This is a genomic window from Brevibacterium renqingii, from assembly GCF_017808105.1.
GTDB classification, from domain to species: Bacteria; Actinomycetota; Actinomycetes; order Actinomycetales; family Brevibacteriaceae; genus Brevibacterium; species Brevibacterium renqingii.
The window spans coordinates 91219-115429 of record NZ_JADBHF010000003.1 but is presented as its reverse complement, the minus strand read 5'-3'; the positions used below and the strand labels follow the sequence as shown (position 1 = coordinate 115429).

Below are 24211 nucleotides of genomic sequence, written 5' to 3'. Positions count from 1 at the left end.
AGCGACGTCGCTCATTTGCGGAACTCCCAGTGCCAGGGTTCGGGCAGCGAACCCGACTGCCGGGCCCACCCGGGATGGATCCATCCGAACCTCGGCGCATTGGCCCGCATCCACCGATGCTGGGCGCTGCCGAAGGAATTGATGCCGCTGCCGAGATCGACGGCCAGAGCCCACCCATGGTTCGACGTCCCCGGCGTCGCGGCCATCCGGCCCTTGCGGCGTTTGAGGATCACCTGCGTGGCATAGTCACGGTAGGCATCGGTGACGGAGATCGGGGAACCGAACCGCGCCTCGAAAGCACGGGAGAGCCGGTCGAACGCGGCCTGCGCGTCGCAGCGCAGCATCTGACCGGCAGCACTGGCAAGCTCACACATGGCGGATGCGGGAATCCGTCCGTTGCTGTGTCCGCCCCAGGCCCCGGCCCCCGACGTCGTGGCATCGCCGCCGCCAGTGGGTTCCTCGGCTGGTTTGCGAGAGAGTGGGAGCAGAACGGACTGCTCCTGTCCGAAGAGCTTGCCGGGATCGACGTAGCGCTGATCGGTCTCGGCCGGCCAGGCTCCGATGTGCAGGCATGAACGTTCGCAGTGGCCCCCGGCGCCGACCGTGCCGATCCGCTCTCCGGCCGAGAACTCCTCGCCCTTCCTCATCGACGTCGAAGCCGGTTGGAAGGACAGCACATGCCCGGACTCGGTGAGGATGCTCAGCGTGTCCATACCCGCGACGCTCCCGGCGAAGCGGATGGTGCCCGCCGTCGGCGCCCGCAGCGGTTCGTCCTCGACCGCGAGCACATCGATTCCCCGATGGCCTTTCAGCCACGGTTCGTCCGGCAGATCGAAGGCCCCGATGATCTCCATCGCCGGAATCGGAGTGGTCCAATTCCGTGCGCCGGAACCCGTCGAGGCCTGCGATGTCTGGGACGACTCTCCAGCTGGCGGTGTTGCGCCCGGGGCCGGGGGAGCGATCGTCAGCATGAGCGCCGAGGTGAGAAGCGAGGCCAGGACGGCGAGGATGAGGGACCGACCGGGCCCGTTGTCGTCAGCTCGCCGGTGCCTGCGATGTCGCTGCCGGCGCGGAGGCGGGTCGTGTGCGAAGGGGTTCATACGAGACATGGAAGTCGGCGGCTGTCCGGATGTCATCCCCGCAGCAGCGGTCTGTGGACAGGGCAGAACGATCCACAGGGCGGGGGCGGCCGAGTCGGCCCGCTGTCCGCAGACAGTGACGCACGAGTCGGCAGGCGACGATGCGCAAGCCGCCGAGGTGAGACGGACGGATGCGGCGAGCCGGCCGACCGGAATCGGCGCAGCGCGCGGCCCGTTGCACCGGGGCCGACCCGACTGTCCACACGCTCTGACGCGCAAGTCGATGCGTCCACGGTGACCGGTGGGCCGCCTCGGCGAGGGAGCTGTCGATTGGAAATGGATTGGCCGACCGGGATAGACTGAACCCAGCAGAAGCGTGTCTTCTGACTACGCGTATTCGAATTCTTCTCCGTCCCGTGGTGCAGGCCACTGCCAGGTGTGTCTGTGGGGCGGATGAACCGGATACCAGGCATCAACCGAAAACAGTCATCGACGCTTCAGTCGCTCGCCTCGATCCGAGATCGCAGCGACTGACGCGCGCGTGACGCAAAGGCACCTCAAGGGTGCACAGAAAGGAGGGCGTCGGCATGGCCGTCGTCACCATCCGCCAGCTGCTCGACAGCGGCGTTCACTTCGGACACCAGACCCGTCGTTGGAACCCGAAGATGAAGCGCTTCATCTTCACCGAGCGCAACGGCATCTACATCATCGACCTGCAGAAGTCGCTGGGCTACATCGACAACGCCTTCGAGTTCGTCAAGGAGACCGTGGCCCACGGCGGCTCGATCCTTTTCGTCGGCACCAAGAAGCAGGCCCAGGAATCCATCGCCGAACAGGCCAAGCGCGTGGGCCAGCCCTACGTCAACCAGCGTTGGCTCGGCGGTATGCTCACGAACTTCCAGACCATCTCGATGCGTCTGCGCCGCCTCAAGGAACTCGAAGAGATCGACTTCGACGACGTTGCAGGTTCCTCGCACACCAAGAAGGAACTGCTCATCCTGCGTCGCGAGAAGGACAAGCTCGAGAAGACCCTCGGCGGAATCCGCGACATGCAGCGCACCCCGTCGGCCGTCTGGATCGTCGACACCAAGAAGGAACACCTCGCCGTCGACGAAGCCAAGAAGCTCGGGATCCCGGTCATCGGCATCCTCGACACCAACTGCGATCCCGACGACGTCACCTACCCGATCCCGGGCAACGACGACGCCATCCGCTCGGTCTCGCTGCTCACCCGCGTGGTCGCCGATGCCGTGGCCGAGGGCCTCATCGCCCGTCACTCCTCGGACGAGCAGGCCGGTGAGAAGAACGTCTCAGCCGTCGAGCCCATGCCCGAATGGGAACGCGAACTGCTCGAAGGCAAGACGGACGAGGAGACGCCTGCCGAAGCTGCCGCTCAGGCCGCCGAAGACACTCCGGCTGCTGAAGCTGAGGCCGCCGCAGCTGCTCCGGCCGCTGAAGCCGCTGCCGACTCCACCGAGTCGACAGAGTCCTGATTTCCTTTAACTCCACCATCCTGAGGAGAGAGAATGGCAAACTACACTGCCGCTGACATCAAGGCACTGCGCGAGAAGACCGGCGCGGGAATGATGGACGTCAAGAAGGCTCTTGACGAGTCCGACGGCGACCAGGCCAAGGCCATGGAGGCACTCCGTGTGAAGGGCCTCAAGGGTGCTACCAAGCGCGAGGGTCGCTCGACCTCCGACGGCCTCGTCGCCACCTCTGTGGACGGCGGCGTCGGCACCATGATCGAACTCAACTCGGAGACCGACTTCGTCGCGAAGTCCGAGCCCTTCGTCAAGCTCGCCGACCAGGTCCTCGAGCTGGCCGTGGCCAACCAGGCCGATTCGGCCGAGACGCTGCTGGCCGCCGAGACCGACGGCAAGCCGGTCTCGCAGTTCATCACCGAATCCGGTGCTTCCCTGGGCGAGAAGGTCGACCTGCGTCGCGTGGGTCGCATCGAGGGCCAGAAGGTCGAGTCCTACCTGCACCGCACCAACAAGGACCTGCCTCCGCAGGTCGGTGTGCTGCTGGCCTTCGAAGGCGACGACGAGACCGTGGCACACGATGTCGCCGTGCACATCGCCGCCATGAGCCCGAAGTACTTCTCCCGCGATGAGGTTCCGGCCGACATCGTCGAGAACGAGCGCCGCATCGCCGAGGACACCGCGAAGAACGAAGGCAAGCCCGAACAGGCCATGCCGAAGATCATCGAAGGACGCGTCAACGGCTTCTTCAAGGAGAACTGCCTGCTCGACCAGGGATTCGCCAAGGATCCCAAGCAGTCCGTGGCCAAGGTGCTCGAGGCTGCAGGCGTCAAGGCGACCGGCTTCCTGCGCTACCGCGTCGGAGCCTGAAGCACACTGACCGCTGAGCAGACCGACGTCTGCTTCGCAGGTTCCTCGGATGAGTGAGAACTCACCCGGGCAACGGGGTCGGACCGATGGGTCCGACCCCGTTTTTCGCTAGACTGGCTCCGACGACCAACCCGAGTGAACATCTGCCCGGGTATCGACCTGCCCGCACGGAAGAAGGACTCAATGACAAGCACCCCGGTTCACGAATCCAGCCACGTCAGCCGCCCCGTCCGCACCCACCGCAGGCGAGTCCTGCTCAAGCTCTCCGGTGAGGTCTTCGGCGGCGGCAGGATCGGAGTCGATCCCGATGTCGTGGCCGCAGTCGCCCGCGAGGTCGCGCCCACGGTCGAGGACGTCGAAGTGAGCATCGTCGTCGGCGGCGGCAACTTCTTCCGCGGAGCCGAACTGTCGCAGCGCGGCATGGATCGCACCCGCGCCGACTACATGGGCATGCTCGGCACCGTGATGAACTGCCTGGCGCTGCAGGACTTCCTCGAACAGACGGGAGTCGACACTCGAGTGCAGACCGCGATCCCGATGTCGCAGGTGGCCGAGACCTACATTCCGCGCCGCGCCATGCGCCATATGGAGAAGAACCGCGTCGTCATCTTCGGCGCCGGAGCCGGCCTGCCCTACTTCTCCACCGACACCGTGGCCGCCCAGCGTGCCCTCGAGATCCACGCCGATGAGGTGCTCATCGCGAAGAACGGCGTCGACGGCGTCTACACCGCCGATCCGAAGGTCAACCCGGACGCCGAGAAGCTCTCCCAGATCACCTACCAGGAAGCGCTGCAGCGCGGCCTCAAGGTCGTCGACGCCACCGCGTTCTCCCTGTGCATGGACAACCGGCTGCCGATGCACGTCTTCGGGATGGAGGGAGAAGGCAACCTGCGCAAGGCCATCATCGGCGACAAGATCGGCACCGTCGTCCACTGACGAATCGCCCGACGGCCTCAGGCACGGGCGCGAGGAACCCCGGTTCCTCAACGATGCGGCCGGCATCCACGCAGGTGAGGACACTCCTGCGTGGATTCGGTGCGGCATTTTTCAGCCATGACCCATAGAATGAACCCAAAGCTTACAGAGATGGAAAGAGTGAACCGTGATTGAAGAGACACTGGCCGAGGCCAGAGAGAAGATGGACAAAGCCGTCGAATTCACGCAGGACGACTTCGGGTCGATCCGCACCGGCCGCGCCAACCCCGCACTGTTCGCCGACATCGAGATCGAGTACTACGGTGCCCCGACCCCGCTCCAGCAGCTGGCGTCGTTCCAGACTCCCGAGGCCCGCACGATCCTCGTGACCCCCTACGACAAGGGCACGCTGAGCGATATCGAGAACGCCCTGCGCAATTCCGACATCGGAGCGAACCCGGCCAACGACGGCAACGTCATCCGCGTCGTCCTGCCGGAGCTGACCGAGGAGCGCCGCAAGGAATACGTCAAGATCGTCAAGGGCAAGGCCGAGGACGGCAAGGTCTCCATCCGCAACATCCGCCGCCATGCGAAGGATGTGCTCGAACGCATCAAGAAGGACGGTGAGGCCGGTGAGGACGAAGTCACCCGCGGCATCTCCGAGCTCGACGACCTGACGAAGAGCAAGGTCGACAACATCGACCAGCTGCTCTCGCAGAAGGAAGCCGAGCTCCTCGAGGTCTGATGATTGCCGTGACCGGGTCCGACAGTCCCGCAGCGAATCCGGCTCCCTTCGGGGAGCCGGATCCGTCACGCGATGCCGCGCACGCCGAGACGCCCTTCCCGCGACGTCGGGATCTGCGCAACACGGATAAGCTGTACTCGCCCGACGACCCCGACTTCGATCCCAACCCCGAGGCAGCCGAGACCGAGGAGGAACCGCCGGAGAAGGACTACGGACGGGCCGGGCGCAATCTGCCGGCAGCCATCGGCATGGGGTTGCTCATCGGCGGCGTCGTGCTCTCCTCCCTGATCTTCCTGCCGATCTCCTTCCTCTTCATCATCCTCATCGGCATCGTCGCGGCGATGTGGGAACTCGCGAACGCGCTGTCGCGTTCCGGGTCCCTGGTCTCGCGCGTGCCCACCATGGTCTCCGCCGCCTGTATGGTCGTGGCGACCTACATCGGCGGTCGTGAGGCCCTGTGGGTGACATTCGCGGCCAGCGCCGGCGCGGTCATGCTCTTCACGATGGTCGAGCGCCGCAAGAACGCGGTCAAGGACGTCTCCCTCTCCCTCTTCGCACTCACCTACGTCGGCCTCATGGCCTGCTTCGTCGTCTACCTGCTGACCCAGCCCGACGGCAACCTCTACGTCATCATGTTCCTCGCCGCAGTCGTCGCCTCCGACACCGGCGGCTACGTCTTCGGCGTGCTGTGGGGCAGGCACCCCATCGCCCCGCGGATCTCACCGAAGAAATCCTGGGAGGGCTACCTCGGCTCGACCGTCTTCGCCGCGGCCGTGGCCACGATCCTCGCCGTCACTGTGATCGACGCCCCGTTCTGGACCGGACTGGTCTTCGGTGCAGTGATCCCCGCCTTCGCCACTCTCGGCGACTTCAGCGAATCGATGATCAAGCGCGATCTCGAGCTCAAGGACATGGGCACTCTGCTGCCGGGGCACGGAGGCGTGATGGACCGGCTCGATTCGATTCTGCCGACCGCACCCGTCGCGCTCGTCCTCTTCTCCGTTCTGCCCGGCTACCTCTGACGGGTTCTGGCCGGTTGCCTCTGGCCGCCGTGCACCGGGCTGGCCGCCGTGCACCGGGCTGGCCGCCGTGCACCGGGCACGGGCCGCCGTGCACCGGGCACGGGCCGCCGTGCACCGGGCACGGCCGCCCTACGCCCGGCGTGGCGGCGCACACACGACAGCCGCTTGCCCGCCATGAGACAATGGGCATGTGAGATCTCAAGCAGGCAGAAGGCAGACCAGGCCCGTCGTCGAACACGCCGACGGCACCACCTCGAAGACGCCCACACGCGATGGCCGTCCCCTTCTCAACTTCAAATCCGCGCGGGTCAAGCAGCCGCCCCAGCACTTGGCCGATATGAGCATGGACGAACGCCTCGACGCGGTCAGGGAGATGGGTCTGCCCGCCTTCCGCGCCAAGCAGATCTCGACCCACTACTTCAGCCACTACGTCACCGACACCGAGGCGATGACGGACCTGCCGAAGGACAGGCGGGAAGAGATCCAGGAGCGCTTCTTCCCCCACCTGCTCACCGAGGTGCGCCGCCTGCGCACCGAGAACGGTGACACGATCAAGTTCCTCTGGCGCCTCTTCGACGGCGCCCTGGTCGAATCCGTCCTCATGCGCTACCGCAACCGCGTCACCCTGTGCGTATCCAGCCAGTGCGGCTGCGGCATGAACTGCCCCTTCTGCGCCACCGGCCAGCAGGGTCTGACCCGCAACATGTCCACTGCCGAGATCGTCGAGCAGGTCGTCCGCGCCAATCAGGTCATCGCCGCCGGAGAGCTCGCCGAAGCGCCGTCGGCGGACATGCCCGGGGCGGGGGAGACCGCCCTCGGCGCCGAGGCCGACGGTCCGGGCGACGGCGAGCCCGGATTCGACGGTCGGGACACGGCCGCCTCGGCGAACGGACCCGAACGGGTGTCGAATATCGTCTTCATGGGCATGGGCGAACCCCTGGCCAACTACAAGCGAGTGATGAATGCGGTCCGCCGCTTCGTCGGGCCCGCACCCGAGGGATTGGGCATGTCGCCGCGACGGATCACGATCTCGACGGTCGGGCTGGTCCCGGGCATCAACAAGCTCGCCGCCGAGGACATCCCGGTGACGTTCGCGCTCAGCCTCCACGCTCCCGATGACGAGCTGCGCGACGAGATGATCCCGGTCAACACACGGTGGAAGGCCGATGAGGCCATCGACGCCGCATACAATTACTTCCAGGTCACCGGCCGCCGCGTGAGCATCGAATACGCGCTGATCAAGGACATGAACGACCATGCCTGGCGAGCCGAACTGCTGGCGAAGAAGCTCAACGCCCGCGGCCGCGGCTGGGTGCACGTCAATCCGATCCCACTCAATCCGACCCCGGGATCGGTGTGGACGGCCTCGGAACCGGAGGTCGCCGATGAATTCGTCCGCAGGCTGATCGACCACGGCATCCCCACCACCATCCGGGACACCCGCGGGTCCGATATCGACGGCGCCTGCGGTCAGCTCGCCGCCGCCGACTGACACCGACCGCCTGCCGCCGAACGGCGTCGCGCCGACTGACCGGCAACCGACAGCGCCCGCTGTCGTCACCTGTGAGCCGCATGCACGCAATTTCGACGCTGTCCATCTATCATGGTGGAAACACCACAGCCACTCGCTTCTGGAGGAGACATGGCGGACACGACTTTCCCTCGAATGTCCGGTTGGAAGAACGGATACGACCCCAAGCAGGTCGACAGCTTCTTCAAGCGTGCGCGTGAGTCCTTCGAACGGCCGACGCCGCAGCCGGGCGACCTCGACTCCCGAGCGGTGCGCACGGTCGGATTCGACCTCGTCCGCAAGGGCTACCATGTGGCCGTCGTCGACGCGGCCCTCGACCGACTCGAAGACGCCTTCGCCAAACAGGCACGCGACCGCCTCATCGCCCAGTCCGGTCAGGACGCCTGGGTCTCCGAGCTCACCCGTGTCGCCGCATCGCTGCGGGGACGTCTCGTGCGCGAGTCCGGAGAGCGCTTCGACAATCCGGCACCGGGAGTCATCGGCTACGACATCGACCAGGTCGACGACATGTGCGACAAGGTCAACTCCTACTTCACGCAGGGTGTGGCGATGAGCGTCGACCAGGTCCGCCGCGTGCTGTTCAAGACCGCGAAGGGCAAGAAGGCCTACGACGAGGATCAGGTCGACGCCTTCATCGACCGAGTCGTCGAAGTGATGGCCTCCGTTGACTGAGTTCCACTACTTCTCCTCCCCGAACGAGACCGATCCCGGAACGCTGAACCCGGTCTACGAACTGCTCGACTTCCCGATCGCGATGGGACGCGCCGAAGACGTCGTCCTCGTCGGGCCCGCACCTGAGAAACCGCTCGTCGACGGGCGCGAGGTCACCGATCCTCGCCTGGTCTCGGCGCTGTCGGTCCCCGTCGAACTCGACCGCGCGGAGGTGCTCGACCGCAGCGCGAAGCTCGCCGGGGTGCTGCGCACCATGGGAGTCATCCCGGAGTCCGGCGCCGTGCTCACCCTCGCCGAGGATGTCCCACCCCTGGCGCGGGCGCTCGGGCTGCTCGCTGCCGCACGCATCGGTCTGATGGTCGACCTGCGCACCGATGCGGCGACCGCCGACAGCACCATCGTCCTCCACGGCATCGAGGCCGCCGCGGTCGAGCCCGGACGCGCCTCGGTCAAGGTCACCCGTTCCCGGTTCGAAGGCGTTGGTGTGACCATCGACGGGCAGACGGCGAACCTCGACCAGGCGATGCGCGATTCACGTGTCGAATTCGCCGCCGTCGTCCCGCTGTCGCCGGAACAGAAGCTGCTGCTCACCGACGCGGGCACGATCGACGCGCAGACCGGACTCGACTGGTTCCGGCGCGAGGTTCTGTCTGACTCCTGAGGGGAACAGGGTCTCCGGGCCCGCGCGGGAGTCCGAACCTGCACGGGACGTCGAGGGTGTACCCGGACGTGCGAACAGACGGAAGTCCGAACCTGACGCGGTGGTCGCAGACGATTCGCGATACCGTCCACTCGTGAAAGCACTCCGGTCCGCCGGCTGCGTCTTCGCCGAAGACGAAGCGACCATCCTCCTGGAAGCGGCGACGCTCCCGGAAGCAGCCGCACTTCGGCCCGAGGCCGCCGATGCTTCTGCCGGTCCGCTGTTGGACGAACTCGCGGCCCGAAGGATGAGCGGAGAACCGCTCGAACAGATCGTCGGCTGGGTCGACTTCGCAGGTCTCCGACTCCAGGTGTGCCCCGGCGTCTTCGTGCCCAGGCAGAGGACGAGACTGCTCGCTGAAGCCTCCGTGCGCACGCTCAGCGCCCTGCTGCAGCGCCGCGGTGCAGAGGGTCCGGCGCCGGTGGTCCTCGAAGCATTCTGCGGAGTCGGACCGGTCGGAGCGTGCGTGGCCGCCTCGGTGCCGGAAGCGCACCTGTACTTGGGCGATGAGCAGGCCGAGGCCGTGGAGTGTGCCGTGGACAATGCCTGGGCGGCATCCGGAGTGAAGGCGCACGGTCACCGACTCGATTGCCTGCACGGGCTTCCGGACGAGCTGCGCCGCGGCATCGACGTCATCGCGGCCGTTCCGCCCTATGTGCCGCAGACGGCCGCAGACTTCCTGCCGCGCGAAGCCGTGGACTTCGAACCGAGGCGCGCTCTCTTCGGCGGCGCCGACGGCCTCGACCTCGTCCACCGGCTCATCGACGAATCCGCGGACTGGCTGAGCCCCGGCGGCACCCTGCTCATCGAGGTCGGTCGCGAACAGGCCCGGGCCGCGGCCGTCTCTGCCGCTGCACGGGGGATGAGTGCGGACAGCCGCCTCGGCGAGGATGACCAGACCGTCGTGCTGGAACTGCAGCCGGCATCGTCTGCACGCTCAGGTGCGGGCATGTGAATGCGAACCGCCCGCCGAACCCCGGAGGGTCGACGGGCGGTGAGAGGCTCAGCTGCCGCAGCGCCGCACCTGGCGCGGTCCGCTGCCGGCGCTGCCGCCTCAGTTGGCGAAGGCGTTGATCCCGGTCATCGAACGGCCCAGCGTCAGCTGGTGCACTTCGTGCGTGCCTTCGTAGGTGAGCACGGTCTCGAGGTTGACCGCATGACGCAGCGGCGGGTACTCGCTCGTGATGCCCGAACCGCCGAAGAGCGCACGCAGGTCACGGCAGACGTTCATCGCGGTGTCGACGTTGACCATCTTCCCGAGGCTGATCTGTTCGGGACGGACACCCTTCTCCGAGTCCTTGAGCTTGCCCAGATGCGCTGCCAGCAGCGTGATCTGCGAATACTGGCCGAAGGCCTTCGCGAGCTTCTGCTGCGTGATCTGGAACGACGACAGCGGACGGTCGAACTGGACGCGAGTGCCCGTGTACTCCAGGGCCGACAGCAGCGAGTCGCGGGCAGCACCGGTGACACCGAAGACGATGCCGTAGCGGGCCTCGGACAGGCACGACAGCGGCCCCTTGAGGCCCTTGGCCTTCGGCAGCATGGCGTCTTCGGGCAGACGGACGTTGTCGAGGACGATCTCACCGGTGATCGACGCCCGCAGCGAGATCTTCCGATGGATCTCCGGAGTCTGGACTCCCTCGGTGTCCGAGGGGACGACGAAGCCGCGCACGACCGACTTGCCCTTGTCGTCGATCTCCTCGGTCTTGGCCCACACGACCATGACGTCGGAGACCGGCGAGTTCGTGATCCACATCTTCGCACCATTGAGGATCCAGTCGGTGCCGTCCTTCTTCGCAGTCGTCTTCATCCCGGAAGGATCGGAGCCGACGTCGGGTTCGGTCAGGCCGAAGCAGCCGATCGCCTTGCCCGCGGCCATCTTCGGCAGCCACTCCTCCTTCTGCGCCTCCGAGCCGAAGTGGTGGATGGCGAACATCGCCAGCGAACCCTGCACCGATACGAGCGAGCGCAGGCCGGAGTCGACGGCCTCGAGCTCACGGCAGGCCAGACCGTACTGGGTCGCGGTCGAGCCGCCGCAGCCGTAGCCGTCGAGATGCATGCCCAGCAGGCCGAGCTCGCCGAGGCCTTCGGCCAGCTCGCGAGCGGGGATGGTGGCGTCGAGGAAGTAGTCGCCGATCTTCTCGCGGACGTTCTCGTCCAACCACTTCTTCACAATCGTTGCGAATTCGAGGTCATCGGGTTCGAAGATCGAATCCAGTCCGAGGATGTCGTCGGGGCTCAGCGTCTTGCTCATATCCATCTCTTTCGCCATTGATTGTCCTCACTCACAGACCTTGCGGCGCATCTGACGGGGATCGGCCCGCCGAACGACCGACGAACGGCCATCGTTCCCTTTCGATGTCGAGTCATTTCCCAGAGAACTTTGGCATCATCGGTTGGCGTGAGTAAACGTAGAATCATTGTAGTCGGCTCCACCGGTTCGGTCGGCACCCAGGCCCTCGACGTCCTGTCCGAACACCGTGATGAGCACGCGCTCATCGGGTTGGCGGCAGGCTCCCAACTCGACCTCCTGCTCGAGCAGGCTCTCGATTTCTGCGTTCCCGTCATCGGTCTCACCACACCTCCGGCTGGAGGAGAGGCCGAGGTGCGTCGTCGCCTGGCCCGACTCGCCGCCGAACGAGGCGTGAGCGATCCCGTCGAGGCCATCCACCTCGGTGACACCGCCGCCGAGGCGGTCGCCGGTCTGGACGCGGACATGGTCGTCAACGCGATCACCGGGGCCGCGGGCCTCGGAACGACGCTGGCCGCGCTGGCCCGCGGCACCGATGTGGCCCTGGCGAACAAGGAGTCCCTCATCATCGGCGGCTCCATCGTCCTCGACGCCGCCCGCGCCACCGGTGCCCGCCTCATCCCCGTCGACAGTGAGCACTCGGCCATCGCCCAGGCGCTGCGCGCCGGCACCCATGCCGAGGTCAGCAAGCTCGTCATCACCGCCTCCGGCGGTCCCTTCCGCGGGATGACCCGTGATGCCCTGCGGCGTGTGACTCCCGCGCAGGCGCTCAACCATCCCACCTGGTCGATGGGGTCGATGATCACCATCAATTCCGCGACCCTGGTCAACAAGGGCCTCGAGGTCATCGAGGCCCATCTGCTCTTCGACATCGACTTCGACTGCATCGAGGTCGTGGTCCATCCGCAGTCGCACATCCATTCGATGGTCGAGTTCAGCGATGCCTCGACGATCGCGCAGATCTCCCCACCGGACATGCGCCTGCCCATCTCCTATGCGCTCGGGACCCAGGCGGACGGTTCGACGACGAGGTTGGCCTCGGCGGCGGTGCCGCTCAACTGGGGCCAGCCCATGCACTGGTCGTTCGAACCGGTCAACCACCTCGCGTTCCCTGCCCTCGGACTGGCCATCGACGCCGGACGGCGAGGACGCAGCTGCCCGGCAGTGCTCAACGCCGCCAATGAGGTCCTCGTCGCCGCCTTCATCGCCGGAGACATCGCCTTCACCGGCATCGACAAGGGGCTGGCCCGAGCGTTGGCCGCGCATGAGCCGGCCGCCGAACACACCGTGGACACGGTCCTGGCCGCCGATGCCTGGGCCAGGGAATTCGCCTCGAACGACGTCCTCGCGCAGAAGGCCGAGGCTGAGCAGAAGGCCTCCGCGAAACAGTCCGCCGGAGCGCGCAACGGGGGCCGCGGATGACAGCTGTGCTCTACATCGTCGGGATCGTCCTGTTCCTCATCGGCATCTCGATCTCCATCGGTCTGCACGAATTGGGCCATCTCACCCCGGCCAAACGCTTCGGGGTCAAGGTCACGCACTACATGGTCGGATTCGGCCCGACGCTCTTCTCCTTCCGACGAGGCGAGACCGAGTACGGAGTGAAGGCGTTCCCGCTCGGCGGTTTCATCGCGATGCCCGGAATGTACCCGCCCGAACAGGCGACTGCGCAGCGTCTCGAAGGCGAGACGGTCTCCGCCGGAGCGCGGGAGGCCGGCGGCGAGCCGGGAGATGCGGGCCGCATCGGCGAGGGCGCCGCGCAGGAGCACCAGGTTCCGACCCCGAGCGACGAAGCGGACGCCGTACCGCGCCGGCCGCGACGGAAAGGGCGGCTGTTCGAGAACACAATGGCCGACGCCAGGGAGTTCTCGAATCAGGAGATCGAGCCGGGGGAGGAGCACCGGACGTTCTATGCGCTCAGCGTGGCCAAGCGACTGGTCGTCATGTTCTCAGGCCCCTTCGTCAATCTCGTCCTCGGCATCCTCATCATGGCGCTCTCGCTGCTGGGCATCGGTGTGATGACGCCGACGACCACGGTCGAGACCGTCGTCGAATGCGCCGTGCCCGCCTCCGAGGCCGCACAGCGGCCCGCCGCGGATCGGAACACGTGCCGTGACGACGATCAGCTCACCCCCGCCTGGGAGGCGGGCATCGAACCCGGCGATGAGATCACCGCGATCGCCGGCGTCGAGACGGAGGACTGGGACCAGCTGTCGGCGGTGATCAAGGACCATGCCGGTCAGCGCGTCGAGGTCGACTTCATCCGCGACGGCAAGGCCGAATCGGTCAGCGTGCCGATCATCGCCTCCGAACGGCCGAAGCTCGACGAGGCGGACAGGCCGCTGACGAATCCGGACGGCACCCCGCAGACGGTGACCGAGGGCTTCTTCGGCGTCGGCCCAGTGTATGAACGCGCCCCCCTGCCGATCGGCGAATTCCCCGGTGCCGTCTGGGACCAGGTCTCAGGCGTCTTCCACGCCATCGCCACCCTCCCGGTCAAACTTGTCGACATCGGCGAGGTCGCGCTCGGGACGAAGGACCGCGACGCCGAAGGACTCGTCGGCATGGTCGGCGTCGGCCGCATCGCCGGCGAGATCGTGTCCACCGATCGCATCGACGTCCTCGACAAGGCGCAGATGGGACTGGGCATGCTCGGCTCGCTCAACATCTTCCTGTTCGCGTTCAACATGATTCCGCTGCTGCCGCTCGACGGCGGACACATCGCCGTCGGACTCTACGAAGGCGGTCGCCGCCGCATCAACCGGTGGCGCGGGCGCGGACTGGTCGGACCCTTCGACACGGCGAAGCTGCTGCCGCTGACCTACGTCTGCATCGGGCTGATGCTGTGTATGACCGCGCTGCTCATCTACGTCGACCTCGTCAAACCGATCACCCTCGACGCGATCTTCGGCTCCGGAGGGTAGGCGCAACTCCGGCGCGCAGGGAAGCGGGCGCGGTGACCGGCGGCCCGACAGTCGCCGACTCAGTCTCAGCCGCCGAGGGTGATGGCCTGCACCTGACCGAGGTGGTTGAGCCCGACCGTGATCGTGGCCGGGCCCGTCTGCGCCTCATCAGCTGGCACCGTCACCGTCCCGCGCAGCGGGGAGGACATCGTCAGCTCTGCGACCGAGAAGGCTCGGCCCGCCTCCAGACCATGCGCCCGAGCCCACTTCGCGAAGCGCTGCCGCCGCTCGGTGCGCGGTTCGTCGAGATCCATGTTCATCGAGAAGATCTCATCGGCGATCGCCTCGTCGAAGTCGGTGACGAGGTTCGCCGCGGTCAGCACGGTGTCGATCTGTTCTCCTGCTGCCGGCCAGCGCGGCACCGGCGCCGAGGTGGTCACCCGGTGCAGTCTCGTCTCCGCCCTGCCCGTGGCTGCCGCCCATCCGAGGTCGAGAGCATCGCCGACGACACGCTGGGCCGGATAGTAGGTGGTGTTGCCGAGCACGACGATGCTCAGCCCGAGCTCCGGGAGCCACCGCATGTGGGAGCCGTAGCCGGGGTAGCCGCCCGAATGGCAGATGACCCGCCCGAAACGCGTATCGAAGCGGTGGTCGAGCCCGAAGCCGTAATGGAGGGACTCGGTGTGGAACTCACTCGTCTGCACCTCGATGAAGCGATGGGCCTGCTGGTTGTCGGCGAGGACCCGCGACCACGACCCGGGAGCATAGGAATCGATGCGGTCGAGGGCATCGAGGTGCGTGTGCATCCAATCGCCGATGTCACGCACCGTGGAGATGACCCCGCCGATGGGGGAGAAGACGCCCGGTCCGGTGAGCTCTGCCGGGTGCAGGCAGCCGTCCTGGTCGATGCGGAAGCCCGGAGCCAGATCGGGGAAATCACGGTGGTCGAAGCCGGTGCGGCTCAGCCCCAGGGGCGCGAGGATCGCGGCCGAGACGATCTCGGTGAAGGCTCGGCCGGTGACCGCCTCGGCGACCATGCCCAGAAGGGCGAAGCCCAGGTTCGAGTATTCGTAGCCCGTATCGGCCGGTGCGCAGGCGATCGCGCCGCGGCGCAGCCAGGCGACGAGCTCCTCCGGAGCCATCGCCTCCATCCGGTCGGCCCAGGGATCGTCCTTGGTGAACCCGGTGCCCATGGTCAGAGCCTGGCGGCAGGAGCGGTCGGCGACCGCGGTGCCGGCAAGCTCGGGAAGGAGCGTGCCGAAGGGGCGGTCGAGGTCGAGGCCCTCGGCGGCGAGGAGCCCGATGGCTGCGGCGGTGAAGGACTTCGTCATCGACGCGATGCGATACGGCACATCGGCGTTCACGGCCCGCTCGGGACCGCCTCGGCGAAAGATGCCCCAGGCCAGGGACCCGCCCCTGTCGGCAAGCGCTTCGGCCTCCGCGTCCAGAGCCGCGCTCATCACCTCGATATCGGGCTCGACGAATGCGCCATCCAACGTGCTGCTCCTTCCCGCAGATGTCAGGTCACCTTCACAGTACTCGCGATGAATGACACGCGCGGCTCACACGCAGGCGGAGGTCCTACAATGGACGTGGTTCGAACAATCCGGCCGCCACACGGGCCCGCCTCGGCATCGGCACGATCATCGTGGCTGGTCACCAGCCAGACTGAAGGGATCGTCTTCGTGACATCTGTCAATCTCGGAATGCCCGCGCCGCCGCCGCCCGTGCTCGCACCCCGGCGGCAGACGCGGCAGATCAGGGTCGGCAAGGTCGGGGTCGGATCCGATTCCCCCGTCAGCGTGCAGTCGATGACGACGACGCCGACGACCGACATCAACGCGACCCTGCAGCAGATCGCCGAACTCACCGCCTCCGGCTGCGATATCGTCCGCGTGGCCTGCCCGACGTCCGATGACGCCGCAGCCCTGCCGATCATCGCCGGCAAGTCTCAGATCCCCGTCATCGCCGACATCCACTTCCAGCCCAAGTACGTCTTCGCCGCGATCGAGGCCGGCTGCGCCGGAGTGCGCGTCAACCCGGGCAACATCCGCAAGTTCGATGACCAGGTCAAGGAGATCTCGCGGGCGGCGGCCGAGGCGGGAGTGTCCATCCGCATCGGCGTCAACGCGGGCTCCCTGGACAAGCGGCTGATGGAGAAGCACGGCAAGGCCACGCCCGAGGCGCTCGTCGAGTCGGCCCTGTGGGAGGCCTCCCTGTTCGAGGAGCACGGCTTCTATGACTTCAAGATCTCCGTCAAGCACCACGACCCCGTGATCATGGTCCGCGCCTACGAGCTGCTGGCCGAACGCGGAGACTGGCCGCTGCATCTGGGCGTCACCGAGGCGGGGCCGGCCTTCCAGGGCACGATCAAGTCCGCCACCGCCTTCGGGCATCTGCTGGCCGAGGGCATCGGCGACACGATCCGCGTGTCCCTGTCCGCTCCTCCCGCCGAGGAGGTCAAGGTCGGCAACCAGATCCTCGAATCCCTCAACCTCAGACCGCGCCGGCTCGAGATCGTCTCCTGCCCGTCCTGCGGACGGGCGCAGGTCGACGTCTACACGCTCGCCGACAAGGTCACCGCCGGCCTCGAGGGCATGGAGGTGCCCTTGCGGGTGGCCGTGATGGGCTGCGTGGTCAACGGCCCGGGTGAGGCCCGCGATGCCGATCTCGGAGTGGCCAGCGGTAACGGCAAGGGGCAGATCTTCGTCAAAGGCGAGGTCATCAAGACGGTGCCCGAGGCCGAGATCGTCGAGACCCTCATCTATGAGGCCAATCGGATCGCAGACGAGGCCGAATCCCCGTCCTCTCCGCCCTCGGGCCCGCCGGAAGTCGTCGTCGGCTGAGCTGCCGCTTCGTCGTCAGGACTCATTCATGCTGAAGGTGGACGAAGGTTATCCATGCTGAGGATCGCACGCTTGGGACATCAGCACACGCGGTGGCTGTTGGATCTGCTCGCGCGCAATCCCTGCGAGAACGTCTACCTCATCTCCCTGCTCGAGGTCACGGGCACGGCCCGCTTGGGGTCCCCGGCCGGCACGCTCTACGGAGTCTTCGATGGGGACAGGCCCGTGGCCGCCTACTGGGTGGGCGGGAACATCATCCCCGTCGCGGCGACGCCGGCGACGAATCAGGTGCTCGCCGAGAAGCTCAACGCCGACGGTCGTGTCTCGTGCTCCCTCATCGGGAACCGGACGGTGATCCTCGACCTGTGGCGCCGACTCAACTGGGGACGGCCGCGCGGAGTCCGGGAGCGGCAGCCTCTGCTGGCGATCAGCTCCGATCCGCTCGTGACACCCGACGAACACGTCGTCCGAGTGACACTCGATGACCTCGGTGCGGTATTTCCCGCCAGCGTCGACATGTTCACGAAAGAGGTCGGGTTCTCGCCCGTCGAGGACGGCACCGCAGGATACCTCTCGCGAGTGCGCGGCATCATCCGCGGAAAGAACTGCTATGCCCGCATCTCCGATACCCTGCCCCAGGGTGGACCAGTGCCGAGGTGGCCCGCCGCCGAGCAGGACGAACAGGTGCTGTTCAAAGCCGATATCGGTATCCGGGCCCGCCGCATCGTCCAGGTCCAGGGGGTATGGGTCCATCCCGAGGTGAGGAACCAGGGGCTCGGCGCCGCGGGAATGGCCGCGGTCGTCCAACGCACCCGCGACAAGGGCCACACCACGGTGAGCCTGTATGCCAATGACTATAACGAGGCGGCGCTGCGGATGTACTCCCGCGTCGGCTTCGAACAGGTCGGCACCTTCGCCACCGTCATGTACTGAGCCGGACCGATCAGTCGCGACGGCGGTTGCGCGACTGGGGTTTGGCCATGTCGCCGAGGAACTTCTCCATCTCCCGACGGTCCTTCTTCGTCGGACGGCCCAGCCCCTTGTCCCGCCGCGGGACGAATCCGCGCAGCGCCGGATCGGGTGGGGGAGTGAGATCCTCATAGCATCGGACAGCGACGGAGGCCTGCATGCGGGTGGGGATGAAGCCGGTGATCTTCCACGTGAATTCGCCGCCGGCCTTGCGCACCCGCACCTCCTGGCCGATGCTCACCTTCTGCGCGGCCTTGACCCTCTGGCCGTCGACCTGCACGTGGCCGCCGCGGCACGCCTGTGTGGCGAGATTGCGCGTCTTGAACATACGCGTCGCCCACAGCCACACGTCGATGCGCATGTGCTTCGTCGGGGTCCGGTCGATCTCGGTCATCGGCGTGAGTCCTCGACGGCCTGGGAATCGGCGCGCAGGGCGAGTTCCGACCGGCGGGTGAATGTCTGCGCCGGTCGGCCCCTGCCCTGACTGACGGCCTGACCGGTGGGTTCGAGCAGGGGCAGCATGGTCCGGCGGAACGTATCGGCCTGCAGGCTCTCACCGGCGACGATCTCGTGCAGCTCGCGCAGCTGCCGCAGGGAGAACTCGGACTCGAGCAGACCGAAGGGATCGGGCGTGCGCTCGTGGAGGGCGCGCAGACGGTGGACGGCGACGCGGACGATCTCCTGATGTTCGGAGCTGAGCTCGTGCACCTCGTGCACGGGCACGAGTCTGCGGCGGTGGACGGGGGCGTCGGCATGATCGGAATCAGTCGCGACCGCCTCGGCGGGCTCACCATCGGACTCGGCCGTCCCTGACTCGGACACCCCGTCGTCTCCGGTTCGGGCGAGGCCGACGTCGCCGGCGGAGAGCACATCGAGATGGGCCACGGAGATCACCCAGCCGCGGTCGTCGCGGTCGGGCTGATCGAAGACGTGCAGCTGGACCGGGGCGCGGTCGACCAGACGGGCCTTCTCGCGCAGGCACCGGGCGACCGCCTCGGCGAGACGCTCCTGCGGGCGCAGGATCGAACCCGGCAGCTGCCACATCCCGTCGCCGGGATGGGTGAGGAGAACATGCAGGCCGCGACCGGGCACGGGGCAGAGGACCGCGGTGTCGACCGCGACCGACGGCCGCGGGAACTGCGTGAGTTGGCTCGGATCAGGCATGCTCTTCGTATCGCTCGGACTCATCGTGTCGGGGAGGTGCCGGTCTGCGGGCCAGAGGGGCCCGACCGGTGCTGGACTTCGGCGCAGCACCACCAGTCTAATTCTCTTGTCCCTGGTGACGAATCCGGCCCGCCGCCGGGTAGGGGTTCCGGCTCGGGACAGGCCCGCTCCGCTCCGATTCCCTCCGCCTCGCCCGCGTGCGATAGTGTTCGATCTGAGTCCTGACAAGTTGAGGAGAAACACCCATGGCCCTGCGCATGTCGTCCCTGTTCGTGCGAACCCAGAAGGAGGATCCGGTCGGCGCCGAGGTGGCCAGCCACCGACTGCTGCACCGCGCCGGATACATCCGCCGGTCGGCACCGGGGATCTACACGTGGCTGCCTCTGGGACTGGCCGTGCTCGGCAGGATCGAGGCCATCGTGCGCGAGGAGATGGCGCTCGCCGGCTCCCAGGAAGTCCACTTCCCGGGTCTGCTGCCCGCCGACCCCTACAAGAAGTCCGGGCGTTGGGAGGCCTTCGGACCCGACCTCTTCCACCTCAAGGACCGGCGCGAGAACGACTACATCCTCGCCCCCACCCATGAGGAGGTCTTCACCCTCCTGGTCAAGGACCTCTACTCCTCGTACAAGGATCTGCCGCTGTCGATCTACCAGATCCAGACGAAGTACCGCGATGAGGCCCGCCCGCGGGCCGGACTGCTGCGCGGCCGCGAATTCATCATGAAGGACGCCTACTCCTTCGACATCGACGATGCCGGACTCGACGCCTCCTATGAGGCCATGCGCGTGGCCTATCTGCGCGCATTCGCCCGCATGGGACTGCCCTGCCTGCCCGTCAAGGCCACCCCCGGCGCGATGGGCGGCTCCGGGACCGAGGAGTTCATCTACCCCTCCGAGGTCGGCGAGGACACCTTCGTCCGCTCCCCGGGAGGCTACGCCGCCAACGTCGAGGCCGTGACCTCGATCGTGCCCGAGGCTGTCCCGTACGAGAACTCACCGGCCGCCCATGTCGAGGACACCCCCGACACCCCGACGATCGAGACCCTCGTGGCCGCGGCGAATGCGAACCATCCGCGGGCCGATCGCGCCTGGACGGCCGCCGATACGCTGAAGAACGTCGTCTGCGCCGTCACGCATCCGGACGGCACCCGCGAGATCATCGTCATCGGCCTGCCCGGTGACCGGGACGTGGATCTGGACCGGGCCGCCGGCACAGGCATGCTCGGCGCCGGTGAGGTCGACCTCGAGGCCGCGACGGAGGCGGACCTCGCCGCGCATCCCGAGCTCGTCAAGGGCTACATCGGGCCCGGGAACGACCTCGACAACCCGGTCCTCGGCCTCGAATCGGCCTCGAAGGTCCGCTACCTCCTCGACCCCCGCGTCGCCGACGGGACCCGGTGGATCACCGGTGCCAATGAGCCCGGCCGTCACGTCTTCGACCTCGTCGCCGGCCGCGATTTCACCGCCGACGGCACGATCGAGGCCGCCGAGGTGGTCCTCGGCGATCCCGCCCCCGACGGTTCCGGCCCGCTGGAGCTGGCCCGCGGCGTGGAGATCGGCCAGATCTTCAAGCTCGGCCGCAAGTACGCCGAATCACTCGACCTCAAGGTGCTCGACCAGAACGGCAAGGCCACGACAGTGACCATGGGCTCCTACGGCCTCGGCGTCACCCGCGTCATGGCCTGCATCGCCGAGGAGTACCACAGCGAAGACGGGCTGCTCTGGCCCCAGCACCTGGCCCCGGCCGACGTCCACATCATCGTCGCCGGCAAGGGCGCCGAGATCGCCGAGGCGGCCGAGACGATGACCGCCGAGCTCGAGTCCGAGGGCGTCAGCGTGCTGCTCGACGACCGCAACAAGGTCTCGCCCGGCTTCAAGTTCGCCGATGCCGAGCTCATCGGCATCCCCACCGTCATCGTCGTCGGCCGCGGGCTCGCCGACGGCGTCGTCGAGGTGCGCAATCGTCTGAGCGAGGAGAAGGCCGACCTGCCCCTCGCCGAGGTGGTCCCGACCACCGTGGCCGCGATCCGCGAGGCCTATGCGCAAGCCGATGCCGCGGCCGATGCGGCCGTCTCAGCCGACGCGGCTGAGACGAACGTCTGATCGCCGCGGTGCTCGAGGCTCTCACCGGCGGCATCGATGTCACCCTGCCGATGCTCCTGTGGCTGCTGGCCGCGGGAGCACTGGCCGGGTGGATCGACGCGGTCGTCGGCGGGGGCGGACTGATCCAGCTGCCCGCACTGCTGCTCGTGCCGGGCATGAGCCCCGTGCAGGCCGTGGCGACGAACAAGATCGGGTCGATCGCGGGCACGAGCGCCTCGGCGATCACCTATCTGCGCAAGATCACGCCCGACCGGACGGCCACGATCCCGGCCGCGGCGACCGCGTTCCTGGGCGCCGTGGTCGGGGCGAAGCTCGCGACCCTCGTGCCGGCCGAACTGTTCACCCCGATCATCCTCATCGCACTCATCGGCGTCGGACTGTTCACCCTGCTCAACCCCAGCCTCGGCGCGGATGCGAGCCTGCGGTTCGGCGAGTCGTCGAAACGGCATCATACGCTGTCATGGCTGATCGGACTCGTCATCGGCATCTACGACGGAGTGCTGGGACCGGGCACCGGATCGTTCCTGGTCATCGCGTTCGTGACGGTCATCGGCTTCTCCTTCCTGCAGGCCTCGGCCACGGCGAAGGTCATCAACTGGGCGACGAACCTCGGGGCGCTCGTCTACTTCGTCCCCGACGGGCAGGTCGTCTGGGCACTCGGACTCGTCGTCGCGTTCGGCAACGTCGCAGGCGGCATCTTCGGCGCCAGGACCGCTCTGAAGAAGGGCTCGGGGTTCGTCCGCGTCATCTTCGTCATCGTCGTCTCGGCGATGATCCTCAAACTCGGCTTCGACGTCCTGACCTCCCTCATCCGCTGATCCCTTCGCGAGCAGGACGGCTCTGCCGCGAGACGGCTCGGCTCAGCCGATGGGTTTGAGGGCGTGGGCGCTGATGCCGGCGACGTCGGCGCCGGACAGGGCGCGGGCCACCCACAGGGAACGGGCCGCATCGGCCAGACTCGCCGTCGAGCCGCCGGAGGCCGCGCGCAGATACCAGAACATGTTCGTGATCTCCCTCGCCACGGTCGCGCCCATCCCGTACTGCGGTTCGATGCCGGCGCACAGGGCGAGGTCGGTGGCGAAGCCGCGCAGCCACGCCGCCTGCGCCTGCGGGTGCTCCGAGGGGATCTCGGCCAGCCGGTTCCACAGCACCGGCGCCAGGGTGTAGGCGGTCGGCCCGGCCAGCGGCTGCGGGTCGATGGCCTTCCACGTCGAGATGCCCGAGGTGTCCGGGTTGCCGGCGAGGATGTTGTAGTAGTGCAGGTCGGCGTGGATGAGCCAGTTCTCGTCGGAGGCCGCCAGGGTCTGCATCCAATTGCGCGCGAACGACAGCAGCAGGGCGTCATTCGGTCCCGCCTCCGACCAGCCCGAGAGCAGTCCGGCGTCGGCGTCGAAGGTCGACAGCCAGCCGGCGACGATGTCCTGCACGCGCAGGAATCCCGAACTCGCGGGGATCTCCAGGGACCGTTGGAGGGCGCCCCAGACCGCAGGCACATCGGCCAGCGGCAGCACCGAGAGATTGTCCTTCGTCCGCAGCCGCTCCTGCAGGGTGACGCGGAAGCTGCGGTCGTCGCGGATGACCCGCACCGCTCCGTGCCCGTTCCACATCTTCAGTGCCCGCAGCGCCTGCGCATGCGCGGCCGTATGCGCCGAAGTGGGGGCGGCGAATCGCAGCACACCCTGGTAGTTCTCCTGCGTGAGCACCGGGATGACCAGTGATTCGCAGCCGGCCCAGGGGGCGCCGGGCACCTCGTCGAAGCGCAGCTTCCACCGGTCGAGGACCTCATTGGCCATATAGTCCAGGGCCGCGACCCATGCGTCGGTGCGGTATTCGCCGATGATGTCGCGGGTGGAGCGGTAGAGAACCGGAGGCACCTTCATCCGGCCACCCCCGCAGGGGTCGCGGTCGGCGCCGAGGCGCGAGCTTCCGCGCTGCCGGCACGTCCGGAGCCGGAGTAGGTGAAGCGAAGCGGCTGCGGCTGCGAGAAGACGGTGCGGGCGCGAGCGGATTCCCACAGGCGCAGGATCGCCGAGGTCTCGCTTTCCAGCCAGGGCAGAAGCGCTGCGGCCAGCCCGTCCTCGAGCCCCAGCGCCAGTTCCCTCGCCGTCCGGGTGTCCGTCGGAGTGGGGTCGAGCTGCCACGCCGAGGCGTTCGGATCGGCATTGTCCTCGCCGAGGAGTTCGAGCATCTCCCCGGACAGCGAGCCCAGCGATTCGAGGCGGGCCAACGCCCCCGTGCGCTCGGCGGACTTCCTCGCGAAGTTCACGGCCAGGCGCTCATAGCCGTAGGCGGCCGCCCGCGACTGATTGAGGATCGCATTGAACATCGACTGCCGGTCCTCGGGGGCCTTCGGCCGCCTCGAGCCGTGCCCGGCGGATGCCGTCCCCGCAGCGTCGGAGCCCTCTTCGCGTCCGGCGCGGATGAGCTCGTCGGCGGTGCGGATGAGCTCGGGCTCCTTCGTCCCCGCTGTGAGGGTCAGGCCCGTGGCCACGTCGGTGAGCACAGGGATGAGACCCGAACCGAGCTCGGGGGCGGCGTCGAACACGACCCGCGAGACCACCTCGGCGGCCTCGAGGAAGCTGCGTTCGTCCTCACTCGGCGGCGGTTCGGTGGCGAGTTCGGTCGGCGGGTTCCACACGGGTCCGATGGCCGTGACGAAATCGTCCAGGTCCTCACCGGCGGTGTCGGGGTCGCCGGAGCCGGGCGTCGTGGAGGCGAGGATGCGGGCGATGCGGTTGCGCAGCCGCTGCGAGGAGTCGAGGGTGGGAAGCTCGGGGTCCGCGTCGAGCCGCAGGCCGCAGGCCGTGAGCAGAGCCAGACTCGCGCCGCTGACGCCGGTGGTCAGAAGGACGCGGCGACTGACGGGAAAACGCATACGGCAATCCTATCGGATGCTTACTCTTCGCCGAGGCTGTCGCTTAGGGTGGGGGAGAGGCGGTCGGCAGGGCAGACGAGCGG

General features: G+C 67.5%; 22 protein-coding genes. 15 read left to right on the top strand and 7 right to left on the bottom strand.

Annotated features, from left to right (window positions below):
- Window positions 1-11: 11 nt before the first annotated feature.
- Entirely contained in the window at window positions 12-1100 is a 1089-nt protein-coding gene (locus IHE57_RS04510) for a D-alanyl-D-alanine carboxypeptidase family protein (RefSeq protein ID WP_253719906.1), read from the bottom strand.
- A gap of 566 nt (window positions 1101-1666) precedes the next feature.
- Here IHE57_RS04510 and rpsB point away from each other — a divergent pair.
- The 9 genes from rpsB to IHE57_RS04465 all read left to right on the top strand — a co-directional run bounded on the left by rpsB (window position 1667) and on the right by IHE57_RS04465 (window position 9973).
- Window positions 1667-2572 carry a 30S ribosomal protein S2 gene (gene rpsB, locus IHE57_RS04505; RefSeq protein WP_209371136.1) on the top strand — a complete coding sequence of 302 codons (906 nt, stop codon included), beginning with the start codon at window positions 1667-1669 and terminating at the stop codon, window positions 2570-2572.
- A gap of 33 nt (window positions 2573-2605) precedes the next feature.
- Window positions 2606-3433 (top strand): translation elongation factor Ts, encoded by an 828-nt coding sequence (gene tsf, locus IHE57_RS04500; protein WP_209371135.1) that lies wholly within the window; start codon window positions 2606-2608, stop codon window positions 3431-3433.
- Window positions 3434-3616: 183 nt separating this feature from the next.
- Complete coding sequence (pyrH, locus tag IHE57_RS04495) at window positions 3617-4369, top strand: UMP kinase (RefSeq protein ID WP_209323291.1); 753 nt, start codon at window positions 3617-3619, stop codon at window positions 4367-4369.
- Between the two features lie 166 nt (window positions 4370-4535).
- Complete coding sequence (gene frr / locus IHE57_RS04490; RefSeq protein ID WP_209323290.1) at window positions 4536-5093, top strand: ribosome recycling factor; 558 nt, start codon at window positions 4536-4538, stop codon at window positions 5091-5093.
- Window positions 5093-6115: a phosphatidate cytidylyltransferase gene (locus IHE57_RS04485; protein ID WP_209371134.1), complete on the top strand. Its 1023-nt coding sequence runs from the start codon at window positions 5093-5095 to the stop codon at window positions 6113-6115. The genes frr and IHE57_RS04485 overlap by 1 nt, the downstream gene beginning before the upstream one ends.
- A 190-nt stretch (window positions 6116-6305) precedes the next feature.
- On the top strand, window positions 6306-7607 hold the full coding sequence (rlmN, locus tag IHE57_RS04480; protein WP_209371133.1) for a 23S rRNA (adenine(2503)-C(2))-methyltransferase RlmN: 1302 nt from the start codon (window positions 6306-6308) through the stop codon (window positions 7605-7607).
- Between the two features lie 150 nt (window positions 7608-7757).
- Window positions 7758-8318: a DivIVA domain-containing protein gene (locus IHE57_RS04475; RefSeq protein ID WP_209323287.1), complete on the top strand. Its 561-nt coding sequence runs from the start codon at window positions 7758-7760 to the stop codon at window positions 8316-8318.
- Window positions 8311-8979, top strand: coding sequence for a hypothetical protein (locus IHE57_RS04470; protein WP_209371132.1), 669 nt, complete (start codon window positions 8311-8313; stop codon window positions 8977-8979). The genes IHE57_RS04475 and IHE57_RS04470 overlap by 8 nt, the downstream gene beginning before the upstream one ends.
- A gap of 133 nt (window positions 8980-9112) precedes the next feature.
- Window positions 9113-9973 (top strand): N5-glutamine methyltransferase family protein, encoded by an 861-nt coding sequence (locus tag IHE57_RS04465; RefSeq protein WP_366933851.1) that lies wholly within the window; start codon window positions 9113-9115, stop codon window positions 9971-9973.
- A gap of 99 nt (window positions 9974-10072) precedes the next feature.
- Here the strand turns inward: IHE57_RS04465 and IHE57_RS04460 are convergent, their stop codons facing one another.
- Window positions 10073-11272 carry an acyl-CoA dehydrogenase family protein gene (locus IHE57_RS04460; RefSeq protein WP_209371324.1) on the bottom strand — a complete coding sequence of 400 codons (1200 nt, stop codon included), beginning with the start codon at window positions 11270-11272 and terminating at the stop codon, window positions 10073-10075.
- A gap of 147 nt (window positions 11273-11419) precedes the next feature.
- Between IHE57_RS04460 and dxr the strand changes: the two genes are divergently transcribed.
- Together dxr and IHE57_RS04450 are read left to right on the top strand one after the other, a co-directional pair.
- Window positions 11420-12691, top strand: a complete 1272-nt coding sequence (gene dxr / locus IHE57_RS04455; protein ID WP_209371128.1) for a 1-deoxy-D-xylulose-5-phosphate reductoisomerase — start codon at window positions 11420-11422, stop codon at window positions 12689-12691.
- The gene (locus IHE57_RS04450) at window positions 12688-14193 is read left to right on the top strand and encodes a M50 family metallopeptidase (RefSeq protein ID WP_216629898.1); all 1506 of its coding nucleotides are present in this window, start codon (window positions 12688-12690) and stop codon (window positions 14191-14193) included. Before dxr ends, IHE57_RS04450 begins: the two co-directional genes overlap by 4 nt.
- 65 nt (window positions 14194-14258) lie before the next feature.
- Here the strand turns inward: IHE57_RS04450 and IHE57_RS04445 are convergent, their stop codons facing one another.
- The gene (locus IHE57_RS04445) at window positions 14259-15668 is read right to left on the bottom strand and encodes a serine hydrolase domain-containing protein (protein ID WP_209371126.1); all 1410 of its coding nucleotides are present in this window, start codon (window positions 15666-15668) and stop codon (window positions 14259-14261) included.
- A 189-nt stretch (window positions 15669-15857) separates the two neighbouring features.
- Between IHE57_RS04445 and ispG the strand changes: the two genes are divergently transcribed.
- Window positions 15858-17018 (top strand): flavodoxin-dependent (E)-4-hydroxy-3-methylbut-2-enyl-diphosphate synthase, encoded by a 1161-nt coding sequence (gene ispG / locus IHE57_RS04440; RefSeq protein ID WP_209323281.1) that lies wholly within the window; start codon window positions 15858-15860, stop codon window positions 17016-17018.
- A 54-nt stretch (window positions 17019-17072) separates the two neighbouring features.
- A complete protein-coding gene (locus tag IHE57_RS04435) occupies window positions 17073-17951 on the top strand; it encodes a GNAT family N-acetyltransferase (RefSeq protein WP_209323280.1) in 879 nt (292 codons plus the stop codon).
- A gap of 10 nt (window positions 17952-17961) precedes the next feature.
- Here IHE57_RS04435 and IHE57_RS04430 read toward each other — a convergent pair whose 3' ends face one another.
- Together IHE57_RS04430 and IHE57_RS04425 are read right to left on the bottom strand one after the other, a co-directional pair.
- On the bottom strand, window positions 17962-18381 hold the full coding sequence (locus IHE57_RS04430; protein WP_209371124.1) for an RNA-binding S4 domain-containing protein: 420 nt from the start codon (window positions 18379-18381) through the stop codon (window positions 17962-17964).
- On the bottom strand, window positions 18378-19151 hold the full coding sequence (locus IHE57_RS04425; protein ID WP_209371122.1) for an NUDIX hydrolase: 774 nt from the start codon (window positions 19149-19151) through the stop codon (window positions 18378-18380). Before IHE57_RS04425 ends, IHE57_RS04430 begins: the two co-directional genes overlap by 4 nt.
- A gap of 245 nt (window positions 19152-19396) precedes the next feature.
- Here IHE57_RS04425 and IHE57_RS04420 point away from each other — a divergent pair, with 245 nt between their 5' ends.
- Both IHE57_RS04420 and IHE57_RS04415 read left to right on the top strand, forming a co-directional pair.
- A complete protein-coding gene (locus IHE57_RS04420) occupies window positions 19397-21253 on the top strand; it encodes a proline--tRNA ligase (RefSeq protein ID WP_209371120.1) in 1857 nt (618 codons plus the stop codon).
- An 8-nt stretch (window positions 21254-21261) separates the two neighbouring features.
- Window positions 21262-22071, top strand: a complete 810-nt coding sequence (locus tag IHE57_RS04415) for a TSUP family transporter (RefSeq protein ID WP_436627480.1) — start codon at window positions 21262-21264, stop codon at window positions 22069-22071.
- Between the two features lie 42 nt (window positions 22072-22113).
- On the opposite strand, the gene IHE57_RS04410 is transcribed toward IHE57_RS04415, so the two are convergent.
- Together IHE57_RS04410 and IHE57_RS04405 are read right to left on the bottom strand one after the other, a co-directional pair.
- Complete coding sequence (locus tag IHE57_RS04410; protein ID WP_209371118.1) at window positions 22114-23133, bottom strand: aminoglycoside phosphotransferase family protein; 1020 nt, start codon at window positions 23131-23133, stop codon at window positions 22114-22116.
- The gene (locus IHE57_RS04405) at window positions 23130-24128 is read right to left on the bottom strand and encodes a hypothetical protein (protein WP_209371116.1); all 999 of its coding nucleotides are present in this window, start codon (window positions 24126-24128) and stop codon (window positions 23130-23132) included. The genes IHE57_RS04410 and IHE57_RS04405 overlap by 4 nt, the downstream gene beginning before the upstream one ends.
- Window positions 24129-24211: the final 83 nt, after the last annotated feature.